We start from the raw sequence: 12,884 nt of genomic DNA, 5'->3' as shown, positions 1-12,884 counted from the left end.
GACTTAGAAAATTGAAGCATTAGGGGCGGCCCCTCGTCGCCGGGAAAACGACAATTGAACGAACCTCACGCCTATAGCGACGAGGAGCGCCGGCTGACGCTCATCTCCGTCATGATCGTCTTCCTGCTGTCGGCCATGAGCCAGACCATCGTCGGCACGGCCATGCCGCGGATCATCGCCGAGCTGTCGGGCCTGCACCTCTATGCCTGGGCCACCACCGCCTACCTGCTGGCCTCGACGGTCATGGTGCCGATCTGGGGCAAGCTGGGGGACCTCTACGGGCGCAAGCCGATCCTGCTGATCGGCATCGCCATCTTCCTGGCGGGGTCCTGGCTGGCGGGCCTGGCCGGCGAGTTCGGAGACCTGCCCCTGCTCGGCGGCGGCATGACCCAGCTGATCATTTTCCGCGCGGTCCAGGGCCTGGGCGGCGGGGCGTTGTTCACCACCGCCTTCGCCATCATCGCCGACCTGTTCGCCCCGCGCGAGCGGGCGAAGTTCTCGGGCCTGTTCGGCTCGGTGTTCGGGATCGCCAGCGTGTTCGGGCCCGTGGTGGGCGGTTTCTTCACCGACCACGGCACGGTGACCCTGTTCGGACACGTCATCGCCGGCTGGCGCTGGGTGTTCTACTGCAACATCCCCTTCGCCCTGGCGGCCGTGGCCATGATCCTCGTCAAGATGCCGACCCTGCCGATCCGTGGCGTGGGGCGTATCGACTGGGGCGGCGCGGCCTTGATCATCGCCGGCTTCGTGCCCCTGCTGCTGGCCATCACCTGGGGCGGGCGGGAGTATGCCTGGGCCTCGCCCCTGATCCTGGGGATGCTGGGCTTCGCCATCGCCGCCCTGACCGCCTTCGTCTTCGTGGAGAAGAAGGTGCGGGACCCGATCATCCCGCTGGAGCTGTTCAAGAACCTGACCTTCACCACCGCCAACGGCGCGGCCTTCGTCTATTCCATGGCCTTCATGGGGGTCACCAGCTTCCTGCCGCTCTACATGCAGGTGGGCCAGGGCATCCCGGCCACCACCAGCGGCCTGACCATGCTGGCCCTGATGGGGGGCATGATCGCCAGCTCCACGATCAACGGGCAGCTGGTGACCAAGACGGGCCTCTACAAGCCGTTCATGATCGGCGGCGGGGTGGTGCTGATCCTCGGGGTCTTCCTGATGTGCTTCATCGGGCCCGACACCACCACCTGGGACCTGGCCTGGCGGCTGCTGATCGTCGGCATCGGGCTTGGTCCGGGCCAGAGCCTGTTTGGCCTGGCGGTGCAGAACGCCGTGCCCTTCCATCAGCTGGGGGTGGCCACCAGTTCGGGCCAGTTCGTGCGCCAGATCGGCTCCACCATGGGGGTGGCCCTGTTCGGCGCCCTGCTGACCTCAGGACTCGCCAGCGAACTGGCCAAGCATGCGCCGGCCGAGCCAGGGGCTGTGGTGCGCACCCTGGAGCTGTCGGACCTGCAGGCCATGGCCATGGCGCGCAACCTGCACCCCGAACAGGCCGCCGCGCGGGCCGCCGATCCCAAGCAGGTGGCGATGGAGCGGACGATCCGCACCAGCTTCTCGGTGGCCATCGTCCACGGGATGATCTTCGCCCTGTGCTCGCTGATCGCGGGCTTCCTGCTGATGCTGTTCATCCCGGTGGCGCCCCTGCGCGAGCGGCCCATCGCGGCGGCCAAGGCGGCCGAGCCTGGCGGGGATATCGCGGCGGAGACGGGGGAGGCGTAGGGACTCAACAAGGTTTCGCCGACCTCCATGCGCTCTGGCGCTTCGCGATGCGACGTCTCGTCGCACACCCCTTCGACAAGGCTTAATCAAACAGCGCCACTAATAGCCGAGCCTGCATCAAGACGGGCCGCGATTTGGTGCGCGCCAGGGGAGCCATCGCCGATGTCAATGCAGCCGGACGACGGACGGATCAAAGACGTCACGCCCTACCAGATGACCCTCTCGGGGATGGTTGTGCCTTGGGCCGTGCATGCGGTTTTCAACGTCGCGGCGGGAATTGGACTGGCGCTGGTGGGGGCGCCCCTCATCGCAGCGATCTGGACGGTCGCCCTGTGCGCGGCCGACGTGGTGCTCACGCGGTGCTATCGCACCTGGTCGCAGTCGGCTGCGAACCTGGACAGCGCGCTTGGCCTCCGCCGGCTAAGCGGCGCCGTGTTTCTCAGAACGAGTCTCTGGTTTGTCGCGCCGCTGGGGCATGCCCTAGCGTCCCCGACTCCATCGAGCTTCGCCTTTGTGGCCGTGACCGCAATTTCAATCACCGCGCTCGGCGTCGCGGTGGGCTGGACGTCCCGACGCATGTTCCTAGCGATGGTGGGGCCGTCGCTCCTGGCCGTCGCCGTGGCCGCCGTTGCGCATCTTGGAACACAAGCCGCGCTCGGGGTGATGGTGAGCCTGGTGAGCTTGGCCGCAACGCTGCTGCTGATTTCGATCGGGACCAACAAAACAGTCTTGGAGTGGAGTCACGCCAGTAGGCGCACGCTTGAAATCCTGGCCGAGATGAAGGCGGCGCTCACCCGTTCGGAAGCGGCCGAGCGGCGACTGAGGGTCGCGATGGATATCACCGATCTTTATGTCTACGAGGTCGACTATCAGAAGCGCGAACTGGTCAGCCTTGGCGCGGAAGCGGCCTTCTTTGAGAGGCCGCTGACCTATACGCAGTTCTGGAAAGATCCCTGGTTTGCTGTCGCCCCCGAGGACGTCCCCGGCACGAAGGCCGCGTGGGATCGTTACGAAGCGGGCAAGGAGCCCTACAGGGCGGAATACCGGATCAAGCGGTCGGACGGCAGCGAGGCCTGGGCCTTCGCCGCCGCCGAGATCACGCGTGATGAGAACGGGACCCCATTGTCGCTCGTCGGCGCGATGCACGAAATCACCGAGCGGAAACGCAGCGAGATTGACCTTACCGACGCCCTGGCGCGCGCCGAGGCCGGCAGTCACGCCAAAAGCGAATTCCTGGCGATCATGAGCCATGAGATTCGCACGCCGCTGAACGGTGTGCTGGGTATGGCTCAGGCCATGGCGCGTGACGAACTCAGCGCCACCCAGCGCGAGCGCCTCGACGTGATCCGCAAGTCAGGTGAATCGCTGCTCATCCTGCTCAACAGCGTGCTGGATCTCTCAAAGATCGAGGCGGGCAAGTTCAAGCTGGATGAGGGCGAGGTTCAAATCGCAAGCCTTGTTCAGGCGGCCCTCGACGCGTTTGGCGCGGAAGCTGACGACAAAGGCGTCGCCCTCTCCCTGCATATCCAGCCCGAGGCGGAAGGGGTCTATGCAGGGGATTCCGCGCGCCTCAGCCAAGTGATCTACAATCTCGTCTCAAACGCAGTGAAGTTCACACCCCGCGGGGCGGTGAATGTCCGCGTCCTGCGACAGGACGCCAGGCTGATCATCACGGTCCGGGACACCGGCATCGGAATGTCTCCAGATCAGCTCGAGGCGGTGTTCGAAAAGTTCGTCCAGGCTGACGCGTCAGTGACCCGCCGTTTCGGAGGGTCGGGCCTGGGGCTGACCATTTGTCGCCAGCTGGTCTGCGCCATGGGCGGGACCATCGGGGCGCAAAGCGAGGCGGGCCAAGGATCTCAATTCACCGTTGAACTGCCCCTTGCCCGATTGCGGGATACCCCCGCCACCGTCGACGCCGCTAGTGGCTCGAACGAATCTCCGCAAGCCGAACCTGCGCCGCTGCGGCTGCTGGTGGCGGAGGACAACGCGGTAAATCAGCTGGTGCTTCGCACGCTCCTGCAACAGGTGGGCATTGAGCCTGTCATCGTCGCCAACGGCGCCCTTGCCGTGGCGGCATGGCGCGCCGAAGTCTGGGATCTGATCCTCATGGATATCCAGATGCCGGAGATGGACGGCTTAACCGCCACCCGAACCATCCGCTGCGAGGAACCGCGCCGTGGGCCTGGCCGGACACCCATACTGGCGCTAACCGCGAACGTGATGGCGCAACAGATAGAAGCCTATCTCGCGGCCGGAATGGACAACGTCGTTGCAAAGCCCATCGATGTGGGACGCTTGATCGACGCCATTCAGAGCTGCCTTGAGGCCCCTGGCGAACTGCCTGATGAACACGCCGCCTAGCCCCTCTCGGGCCGTCGAGGGCCGCGCAGGAGCAAGATAGCCTTCGTCCGCCACTTCCCGTCACAGGAAGCTGTAGGGGTCCACGTCGATGGCCACGCGGATCATGCCGGGGGGGCGGAAGCGGGCGCGCCAGGCGGCGAGGTAGGCGGAGAGATCCACCGTTCGGTCGGCGCGGATGAGGAAGCGTTTGCGGCGGCGGCCGCGGATCAGGCCGAGCGGGGCGTCGGCGGGACCGTAGACGGCGACGCCCTCGGCGTTGGGCGCCGTCTGGGCCATCTTTTCCACGAAGGCCTCCAGCTGGACCGCGTCCGGCCCTGAGACGATCAGGGCGGCCAGTCGGCCATAGGGCGGCAGGCCGGCGATCTCGCGCTCCTCCAGCTCGGCGGTGGTGAAGGCGTCGCGGTCTTGGGCCTTGAGCGCCTGCATGACCGGGTGCTCCGGGGCGTAGGTCTGCAGCATGGCGCGGCCAGGACGGTCCTTGCGTCCGGCGCGGCCGGTGGCCTGGGCCAGCAACTGATAAGTGCGCTCGGCGGCCCGCAGGTCGCCGCCGCGCAGACCAAGGTCGGCGTCCACCACGCCGACCAGGGTCAGGCCCGGGAAGTTGTGTCCCTTGGCGGCGGCCTGGGTGGCGACCAGGATATCGATCTGCCCCTCCTCCATGGCCTGGATCAGGCGCTTGGCTTCGCGGGCGTCCCAGACCGTGTCGGAGGAGAAGATCGCCACCCGGGCGTCGGGGAAGAGATTCTTGGCCTCCTCCTCCACCCGCTCCACCCCGGGGCCGATGGCGGTCAGGCTGTCCTTGGCGCCGCAGTGGGGACAGGCCAGCGGCTTGGGCATGGAAAAGCCGGTGAGGTGACAGACCAGGCGGCCGGAATAGCGGTGCTCCACCAGCCAGCTGTCGGTGTCGGGCGAGGTCATCCGCTCGCCGCAGGCCTTGCACAGCACCAGGGGTGCGTAGCCCCGGCGGTTGAGGAACAATAGGGTCTGCTCGCCCCGCGCCCAGGTCTCGCCCATGGCCTTCACCAGGGGCGCTGAGAGCCAGCGGCCGTTGTCGGGCGGGGTCTCGCGCATGTCGATCAAAGTGATGTCGGGCAGGACGGCGATCCCGTGGCGGGAGGTCAGGCGCAGCCAGCGATAGCGGCCGGTCTCGGCGTTGCGCAGGGATTCCAGCGACGGCGTGGCCGAGGCCAGGATGACGGCGGCGTCCTCGATCTTGCCGCGAGCCACCGCCATGTCCCGGGCCTGGTAGATGAAGCCCTCCTCCTGCTTGTAGGAGGCGTCGTGCTCCTCATCGACGACGATGAGCGCCAGCTTGGCGAAGGGCAGGAACAGGGCCGAGCGGGCGCCGATGACGATGCGGCACTGGCTTGTCGCCACCGCGTCCCAGACCTGGCGGCGGGCGGGCGGGGTGATGTCGGAGTGCCACTCGGCCGGGGCTGAACCGAAGCGGGCGGCGACCCGGGCGATGACCGCCTGGGTCAGCGCGATCTCCGGCAGCAGGATCAGCACCTGGGCCTCCGGATCGGCGGCGAGCGCCGCGGCCACGGCCTCCAGATAGACCTCGGTCTTGCCCGAGCCGGTGACCCCGTCCAGCAGGGCGACGTTGAACCCCCCCTCCCCCAGCATCGCGACCAGGGCCTTGGCGGCGGCGTCCTGGCTGGGGTTGAGGGGGTGGCCCTCGCGCGACAGGTCGGGCGGATCAAAGGCGACGGGGGCCTCGATGAGGCGGACGGCGAGCACGCCCTCGTCCACCAGCCCCTTGATGACGCCCGACGAGACACCGGCGGCGCGGGCCAGGTCAGGGGGCGAGAGGCGCTGGGCGGCGACCGTTTCCAGCACCTTGGTTCGGGCCGGGGTGGCGCGAGCGGGCGGGGCGCCGGTGGCCTCGACGATCTTCTCTGGGCGCGCCTTCTGGGCGCGTGCGCCACGCAGGGTGATGGCCAGGGGCGAGCCAGGCGAGTCCACCGAGTAGCGGGCGGCCCACTGGATGAATTCGATGGCGCGAAGCGGTAGGGGCGGCTCGTCGAGCCTGGCCTCCACCACCTTCAGCGGCCGGTTGCCGCCGGTCCCGTCGCGCAGGGCGGTGACCACGCCGCGCAGCAGGCGGGGGCCCAGCGGCGCGGACACCTGATCGCCAACCGCCAGGTCCATGCCCTCCGGCTCCTCGTAGTCGAAGGCCTCGGGCAGGGGCATGGGCAGGAGGATCGAGGCGATGCGGCGGGTCATGATGTGAACCCCTTCTCCCCTTGCGGGAAAAGGTGGCCGGTCAGGGACCGGTCGGATGAGGGGTCGCGCTTCGCTTTCAAATAATTCTCGTCATCCCGGACGGCCGACAGGCCGATCCGTGACCCAGGGGCCAAGCGCACCGCCCCTGGGTCCCGGCTCTCCGCTGCGCTACGGCCGGGATGACGCAGTGAGTTTGCTGGAGAGTTCTTTCGACCCCTCATCCGACCCTGCTCCGCAGGGCCACCTTCTCCCGCAAGGGGAGAAGGACGCGAATAGATAAGCGGGAGTTGGTTCATCACGCTCCGCACATAGGCTGGCCGCGCCGGAGCACAACGGCTAAGGAGGCCCCGTTCATTCCTGCGCAGAGGCCCTTCATGCAGCTCTTTCTCGACACCACGGACACCGCGGTCCTGAAGGACCTGGCCTCGACAGGCCTGGTGGACGGCGTCACCACCAATCCCACCCTGATCGCCAAGTCCGGCCGGCCCATGCTGGAGGTCATCGCTGAGATTTGCGATCTCGTCGAGGGCCCGGTGAGCGCCGAGGTCGCCGCCACCGACGTCGAGGGCATGCTGAAGGAGGGCGCCAAGCTGGCCGCCATCGCCACCAATGTCGTGGTCAAGCTGCCCCTGACCCGCGAGGGCCTGATCGCCACCGCCGAGTTCGCGGTGCAGGGCATCGCCACCAATGTCACCCTTTGCTTCTCCGCCGCCCAGGCCATGCTGGCCGCCAAGGCCGGCGCCACCTACATCTCGCCCTTTATCGGCCGGCTGGACGACTACGGCATGGACGGGATGGACCTGATCCGCGAGATCCGCGCCATCTACGACAACTATGATTTCGACACCGAGATCCTGGCCGCCTCGATCCGCAATCCCGCCCATGTGACCGCCGCGGCCCTGTCGGGCGCCGACTGCGCGACGATTCCACCCGGGGTTTTCTTGGACCTCTTCAAGCACCCGTTAACCGAGAAGGGTCTTGAACAGTTCATGAGCGACTGGGCCAAAACGGGTCAGTCCATTCTGTAGAACTGCAGGGGCGGATAGATGGATCTCGGGGCCGGGCTGAAGGATCAGACGCTAGGCCCCGACGAGGTGCGCCGCTTCCTTTCCGACAATCGCGATTTCCTGCTGCACGACACCGCCCTGATGGCGGAACTGGGCCTGCGCCCCGACGCCGCCAATGTGGTGGACTTCGGCCCGGCGGCGCTGGCCCGTGTGCATGAGGCGCACAAGAACGAGTCCAAGGCCCGCAAGCACCTGGAGGCCACGGCGCGCGCCAATTTCGCCGCCCAGGCCCAGACCCACGGCGCGGTGGTCGACCTGCTGGACGCCCGCAATCACGCCGACCTGGCCCGCCGGGTGGACGAGCTGGCGCAGCTGCGCTTTGGCCTGGCCGCCGGGGTGGTGGCCCTGGAAGGCCCTGACCGCACCCCGGCCGGATGGCGGGTGATGGCGGAAGGTCAGATCGACCTGGTGATCGGCCACCAGCGCGTGGCCCTGATGGGCTTCCAGCCCACGGCGCTGGGCCTGTTCGGCGAGCGATCGGGGGAGATCAAGTCTATGGCCATGGTGCGCATGGCGATCTGGGAGCCGGCCCGCACCGGCCTGCTGGCTTTCGGCTCGTCCGACGCACACGGCTTCACCGAGGACATGGGCGCCGAGCTGGTGGCCTTCCTGGCCCGAGTCGTCGAACGCACGGCGGAGCGATGGCCGGTCCTGTGACCACCGCCCGGCAGGTCCTGGCGGAGTGGCTGGTCCACCTGGCCCAGGAGCGCCGCGCCTCGCCGCGCACGGTGGAGGCCTATGGCTTCGCGGCGGGCCGCTACATCACGTTCCAGGAGGGGCATCGGGGCGAGACCCTGACGCTCGCGGCCTGCGGTGAGCTGACCGCCGGTGAGATCCGCGCCTGGCTGGCCCACCTGCGGTCCGGCGACCATCCGCTGTCGCCCCGGTCGCTGTCGCAGTCACTGTCGGCGATCCGCACCTTCCACCGCTACCTCGACCGCCGCCACGACACCCCCAACGCCCACCTGGCCCTGGTGCGCGGGCCTCGGGTCAAGCCGTCGGCGCCGCGCCCGGTCACCGAGGACCAGGCGCGCGGCCTGATCGCCGAACCCTCGATGGACTCCGATCGCGAGGACTGGGAAGTCGCCCGCGACGAGGCGGTGCTGACCCTGCTCTATGGCTGCGGCCTGCGGATTTCCGAGGGCCTGTCGCTGAAGCGGTCGGACGCGCCGCTGGGGGACAGTCTGCGCATCGTCGGCAAGGGCTCCAAGACCCGGATCGTGCCGGTGTTGCCCGCCGTGCGCGAGGCCATCGACGCCTATGTGGCGTCCGCGCCCTTCGCCCTGGCGCCTGACGAGCCGCTGTTCCGCGCCAAGCGGGGCGGGCCCTTAAGTCCACGCCATGTGCAGGCGACGGTGCAGTCGCTGCGGGGCCGGCTGGGCCTGCCCGCCAGCGCCACGCCGCATGCCCTGCGCCACTCCTTCGCCACCCACCTGCTGGGGGCCGGCGCCGACCTGCGCTCCATCCAGGAACTGCTGGGCCACGCCTCGCTGTCGACGACCCAACGCTATACCGATGTCGACGCGGCGGCCCTGCTGAGCGCCTACAACAGCGCCCACCCGCACGCCTGATTTATCCTTCTCCCCTTGCGGGAGAAGGTGGCCGGTCAGCGACCGGTCGGATGAGGGGTCGCGCTCCCCTCTCCGCGCAGTCCGCTACGCCCCAACCCGAGAGGCCTATCGACCCCTCATCCGACCCTGCTCCGCAGGGCCACCTTCTCCCGCAAGGGGAGAAGGAACCCAACTCCGCAAATGCGCCGTCTCATTCAGGCTGACCACGTTCCGCTGGCCGCTGCGGGCGCACATGTAGCGGTGGATGCTGGTGTAGCGGGGTTCGAAGAACAGGCGGGGAGCCATATCGAGGACGTGGGCCGTCCAGACATTGATCACCCCGCCGTGGCAGAACACCGCCACCCGCTGGCCGGGATGGCTCTCGATGATCTCCTCCAGGGCCGCGACGACGGCCTGCTGGAAGACGCCGATATCGACCCCGTGCTCGCCGTCAGCCATGGCCTTCCAGGCGGCGTAATCCTCGCGCTTCAGCTCCTCCATGGGGACATAGGCGCCTGAGTCGCGGTCGAACTCGGCGATGCCGTCGTGGTGACGCAGCGCGTGGCCGCTGTGGGCCAGCAGCGGCGCGGCGGTCTCGATGGCGCGCAGCATGGGGCTGGAATAGACCGCGTCGAAGGTCTCGCCCGCCAGCCACTGCGCCACCTTGCGCGACTGGTCGTGGCCCTCGTCGTGCAGCGGCGGATCGGCGCTCTGGTCGCTGCGGACCGGCAGGCCATGGCGGATGAGCACGAGTTCCATCGGTTTCCTTCCCCGGACGCTTTGGCATCCAAGGGACCGATTTTCGGGCGCACCGCAAGGGTTGAGGGCTGGTTGGCGGGCCCTAACGCCGCGCCATGCGCACCCAGTGCGTGCCGTCGTCACCCTCGTCCAGTTCACGGAAGCCCTCGCGGCGGTAGAAGGCCCGGGCGCGGGTGTTGGCCATCTGGCACTTCAGGGACAGCGGACCCGGCGCCACGTGGGTCAGGTGGTCCAGCAGGGCCTTGCCGACGCCCTGGCCCCGCTGCGCCGCGTAGAGGGAGTGGAGGAAGCTGTCGACGGTGAAGAGGGCCGCGACGCCGACGATGCGGTGATCGGCCACCGCCACATAGACGTCCTCCTCGCGGGCGTCGCGCAGGAAGACCTGGGCGTTGTGGCGGGCCGCCGGCAGCCAGGTGAAGGTTTCCCGCAGGACCTTCTGGTAGACGGCCGCGGCGATGGGCAGCTCCTCCGGGCGGACCCGGCGGACGACGATCAAGCCTGCATGGTCCAGCCCTCGACGCCCATGGCGGCCTGGCGGCCGGCCTCGGAGCGGGTCGGGTGGGGGTGGACGGTGCGGGCGACATCCTCGCTGGCGGCGCGGAAGGCCATGGCCACGCAGTACTCGCCGATCATCTCGCCGGCCTGGGGGCCGATGATGTGGACGCCGAGGATTTCGTCGGTCGCCGCGTCGGCCAGGACTTTTGCAAAGCCCTCGGTCTCATGGTTGATCTTGGCGCGGCTGTTGGCGGTGAAGGGGAACTTGCCGGACTTGTAGGCGATCCCGGCCTCCTTCAGCTGCTCCTCGGTCTTCCCGACCCAGGCGACCTCCGGGTAGGTGTAGACCACGCTCGGGACCAGATTGTAGTCCACGTGGGCGTACTTGCCGGCGATGGTCTCGATCACCGCCACGGCGTCTTCCTCGGCCTTGTGAGCCAGCATCGGGCCATGGATGGCGTCGCCGATGGCCCAGACGCCAGGCGCCGAGGTCTTGAAGTTGTCGGTCTCGATGAAGCCGCGCTTGTCGGGGACCACGCCGACGCTCTCCAGGCCCAGGCCCTGGGTGAAGGGGCGGCGGCCGATGGCCAGCAGGACGTAGTCGGCGGTGAGCGTCTCGATCTCGCCGCCGGCCACCGGCTCGACGGTGAGGGTGACGCCGGTTTTCGACGCCTTGGCGCCGGTGACCTTGGCGCCCAGCTTGAAGGCCATGCCCTGCTTGGTGAGCGAACGCTGGAAGGTCTTGGCGGTCTCGGCGTCCATGCCCGGCGTGATGCGGTCGAGGAACTCGACCACCGTGACCTCGGCGCCCAGTCGCCGCCAGACCGAACCCAGTTCCAGGCCGATGATGCCGGCCCCGATGACGATCAGGCTCTTGGGGACTTCCGGCAGCGAGAGCGCGCCGGTGGAATCGACGATGCGCTTGTTGTCGACCACGACGCCGGGCAGGCCCGAGGGCTCCGAGCCGGTGGCGATGACGATGTTCTTGGTCTCCAGCACGGTGACCGAGCCGTCGGGGCCGGTGACCTCGACCTTGCCGGGGCCACTGATGCGGCCCATGCCCTTGATCCAGTCGACCTTGTTCTTCTTGAACAGGAACTCGATGCCCTTGGTGAGCGCCGTCACGCTCTCGGCCTTCTGCTTCATCATCTGCGGCAGGTTGAGGGTGGGGGTCACCTCGATGCCGAGGGTGGCGAAGTCCTTGTTGGCCAGATCAAACATCTCCGAGGCGTGCAGCAACGCCTTGGAGGGCATGCAGCCGACGTTCAGGCAGGTGCCGCCCAGGGTCTCGCGCTTTTCCACCACGGCCACCGACAGGCCGAGTTGCCCGGCGCGGATCGCGCCGTTGTAGCCGGCGGGACCGCCCCCGATGATGACGACGTCGTATTGGGCCATGAGCCTGGTCTTCCGAATTGAGAGGTGCTGGGCAAGGATATGGGGACGCGGAGGTCCCTTAGATATCCAGCAGCAGGCGTTCCGGGTTCTCGATGGCGTCCTTGACGTGGACCAGGAAGGTCACCGCGCCCTGGCCGTCCACCACGCGGTGGTCGTAGCTCAGCGCCAGATACATCATCGGCCGGATCACCACCTGGCCGCCGATGGCCATGGGCCGGTCCTGGATCTTGTGCATGCCCAGGATGCCCGATTGCGGGGCGTTGAGGATCGGCGTCGACATCAGCGAGCCGTAGACCCCGCCGTTGGAGATGGTGAAGGTGCCGCCCTGCAGGTCTTCCATGGCCAGGGCCCCGTCGCGGGCCTTCTTGCCCAGGGCGCCGATGGCCTTTTCCACGCCGGCCAGGCCGAGCGCGTCAGCGTCGCGGACCACGGGGACCACCAGGCCACGCTCGGTGCCGACGGCGACGCCGATGTCGTAGTGGTTCTTGTAGATGAGGTCCTGGCCCTCGATCTCGGCGTTGACCTCGGGCACCTGCTTCAGGGCGTGGACCACGGCGGCCACGAAGAAGCTCATGAAGCCGAGCTTCACCCCGTGGGTCTTCTCGAAGACGTCCTTGTACTTGGTGCGCAGGGCCATGACGTTGGTCATGTCGACCTCGTTGAAGGTCGTCAGCATGGCCGCGGCGTTCTGGGCTTCCTTCAGCCGGCGCGCGATGGTCTGGCGCAGGCGGGTCATGCGGACCCGCTCCTCACGCTCATGGATCTCACGCGGCGCGGCGGCGGCGGCGGCAGGCGCCGGGGCGTTGGCGCGGGCTTCCAGGGCGGCGAGCGCATCGCCCTTGGTGACCCGGCCGTCCTTGCCGGTGCCGGAGATGGCGCCAGCGTCGAGCTTGTTTTCGGCCACGATGCGTTGGGCGGAGGGCGCGAGCGGCGCGGCCGCGGCGGCGGCCGGGGCGGGCTTGGGCGCGGGAGCCGGGGCGACAGCCTTGGGAGCTTCAGCCTTGGCGGCTTCGGCCTTGGGAGCCGCAGGCTTGGCCGGCGCGGCGGCGACCGCGCCCTCGGTCACATGACCCAGGACCGCGCCGGGTTCGACCGTGGCGCCTTCCTCGGCGCTGATGGAGGCCAGCACCCCGTCGGCGGGGGCGGCGACTTCCAGGCTGACCTTGTCGGTCTCGAGTTCGACCAGAATCTCATCCTTGCGGACCGTGTCCCCGGGCTTCTTGGCCCAGCGCGCCACAGTCGCCTCGGTGACGGATTCGCCGAGCGTGGGCGTCATGATGTCGGCCATTGGGGAGGTTCTTCCTGT

At 68.3% G+C, this 12,884-nt stretch carries 10 protein-coding genes and 1 pseudogene; 5 read left to right on the top strand and 6 right to left on the bottom strand.

All coding sequences use genetic code 11. The annotated features are described in order from the left end of the window. The first annotated feature begins 54 nt into the window (after positions 1–54). Together AAC997_RS04885 and AAC997_RS04880 are read left to right on the top strand one after the other, a co-directional pair. Positions 55–1,722, top strand: a complete 1,668-nt coding sequence (locus tag AAC997_RS04885) for an MDR family MFS transporter (RefSeq protein ID WP_340644564.1) — start codon at positions 55–57, stop codon at positions 1,720–1,722. A gap of 162 nt (positions 1,723–1,884) precedes the next feature. Continuing rightward, a complete protein-coding gene (locus tag AAC997_RS04880) occupies positions 1,885–4,086 on the top strand; it encodes an ATP-binding protein (RefSeq protein WP_340644563.1) in 2,202 nt (733 codons plus the stop codon). A 60-nt stretch (positions 4,087–4,146) separates the two neighbouring features. Here the strand turns inward: AAC997_RS04880 and AAC997_RS04875 are convergent, their stop codons facing one another. Next, positions 4,147–6,312, bottom strand: a complete 2,166-nt coding sequence (locus AAC997_RS04875) for a primosomal protein N' (RefSeq protein ID WP_340644562.1) — start codon at positions 6,310–6,312, stop codon at positions 4,147–4,149. Between the two features lie 89 nt (positions 6,313–6,401). Further along, a pseudogene (locus tag AAC997_RS04870) lies at positions 6,402–6,494 on the bottom strand (hypothetical protein); the annotation flags it as partial. 192 nt (positions 6,495–6,686) lie between these two features. Between AAC997_RS04870 and fsa the strand changes: the two are divergent. The 3 genes from fsa to AAC997_RS04855 are packed head-to-tail and all read left to right on the top strand — an operon-like array spanning position 6,687 to position 8,950. Then, positions 6,687–7,340 carry a fructose-6-phosphate aldolase gene (fsa, locus tag AAC997_RS04865; RefSeq protein ID WP_340644561.1) on the top strand — a complete coding sequence of 218 codons (654 nt, stop codon included), beginning with the start codon at positions 6,687–6,689 and terminating at the stop codon, positions 7,338–7,340. A gap of 18 nt (positions 7,341–7,358) precedes the next feature. Beyond that, on the top strand, positions 7,359–8,036 hold the full coding sequence (locus AAC997_RS04860; protein ID WP_340644560.1) for a DUF484 family protein: 678 nt from the start codon (positions 7,359–7,361) through the stop codon (positions 8,034–8,036). Next, on the top strand, positions 8,021–8,950 hold the full coding sequence (locus AAC997_RS04855) for a tyrosine recombinase XerC (RefSeq protein ID WP_340644559.1): 930 nt from the start codon (positions 8,021–8,023) through the stop codon (positions 8,948–8,950). The genes AAC997_RS04860 and AAC997_RS04855 overlap by 16 nt, the downstream gene beginning before the upstream one ends. A 105-nt stretch (positions 8,951–9,055) precedes the next feature. Here AAC997_RS04855 and AAC997_RS04850 read toward each other — a convergent pair whose 3' ends face one another. The 4 genes from AAC997_RS04850 to odhB all read right to left on the bottom strand — a co-directional run bounded on the left by AAC997_RS04850 (position 9,056) and on the right by odhB (position 12,866). Then, positions 9,056–9,688, bottom strand: coding sequence for a histidine phosphatase family protein (locus tag AAC997_RS04850; RefSeq protein WP_340644558.1), 633 nt, complete (start codon positions 9,686–9,688; stop codon positions 9,056–9,058). An 82-nt stretch (positions 9,689–9,770) separates the two neighbouring features. Then, positions 9,771–10,184, bottom strand: a complete 414-nt coding sequence (locus AAC997_RS04845; protein WP_340644557.1) for a GNAT family N-acetyltransferase — start codon at positions 10,182–10,184, stop codon at positions 9,771–9,773. Next, the gene (gene lpdA / locus AAC997_RS04840; protein ID WP_340644556.1) at positions 10,181–11,578 is read right to left on the bottom strand and encodes a dihydrolipoyl dehydrogenase; all 1,398 of its coding nucleotides are present in this window, start codon (positions 11,576–11,578) and stop codon (positions 10,181–10,183) included. The genes AAC997_RS04845 and lpdA overlap by 4 nt, the downstream gene beginning before the upstream one ends. Before the next feature lie 58 nt (positions 11,579–11,636). After that, positions 11,637–12,866: a 2-oxoglutarate dehydrogenase complex dihydrolipoyllysine-residue succinyltransferase gene (odhB, locus tag AAC997_RS04835; RefSeq protein ID WP_340644555.1), complete on the bottom strand. Its 1,230-nt coding sequence runs from the start codon at positions 12,864–12,866 to the stop codon at positions 11,637–11,639. Positions 12,867–12,884 lie beyond the last annotated feature (18 nt).

It is taken from the genome of Phenylobacterium sp. (genome assembly GCF_037968635.1).
Classification (GTDB): domain Bacteria; phylum Pseudomonadota; class Alphaproteobacteria; order Caulobacterales; family Caulobacteraceae; genus Phenylobacterium.
This window is presented reverse-complemented; position numbering and strand designations above follow the sequence as displayed.

What these genes read in the sequence shown, in the direction of transcription:
- AAC997_RS04880 (WP_340644563.1), top strand. Translation starts at nt 1,885, where the DNA reads ATGTCAATGCAGCCGGACGACGGACGGATCAAAGACGTCACGCCCTAC.
- AAC997_RS04875 (WP_340644562.1), bottom strand. Translation starts at nt 6,312, where the DNA reads ATGACCCGCCGCATCGCCTCGATCCTCCTGCCCATGCCCCTGCCCGAG.
- fsa (WP_340644561.1), top strand. Translation starts at nt 6,687, where the DNA reads ATGCAGCTCTTTCTCGACACCACGGACACCGCGGTCCTGAAGGACCTG.
- AAC997_RS04860 (WP_340644560.1), top strand. Translation starts at nt 7,359, where the DNA reads ATGGATCTCGGGGCCGGGCTGAAGGATCAGACGCTAGGCCCCGACGAG.
- AAC997_RS04855 (WP_340644559.1), top strand. Translation starts at nt 8,021, where the DNA reads ATGGCCGGTCCTGTGACCACCGCCCGGCAGGTCCTGGCGGAGTGGCTG.
- AAC997_RS04850 (WP_340644558.1), bottom strand. Translation starts at nt 9,688, where the DNA reads ATGGAACTCGTGCTCATCCGCCATGGCCTGCCGGTCCGCAGCGACCAG.
- lpdA (WP_340644556.1), bottom strand. Translation starts at nt 11,578, where the DNA reads ATGGCCCAATACGACGTCGTCATCATCGGGGGCGGTCCCGCCGGCTAC.
- odhB (WP_340644555.1), bottom strand. Translation starts at nt 12,866, where the DNA reads ATGGCCGACATCATGACGCCCACGCTCGGCGAATCCGTCACCGAGGCG.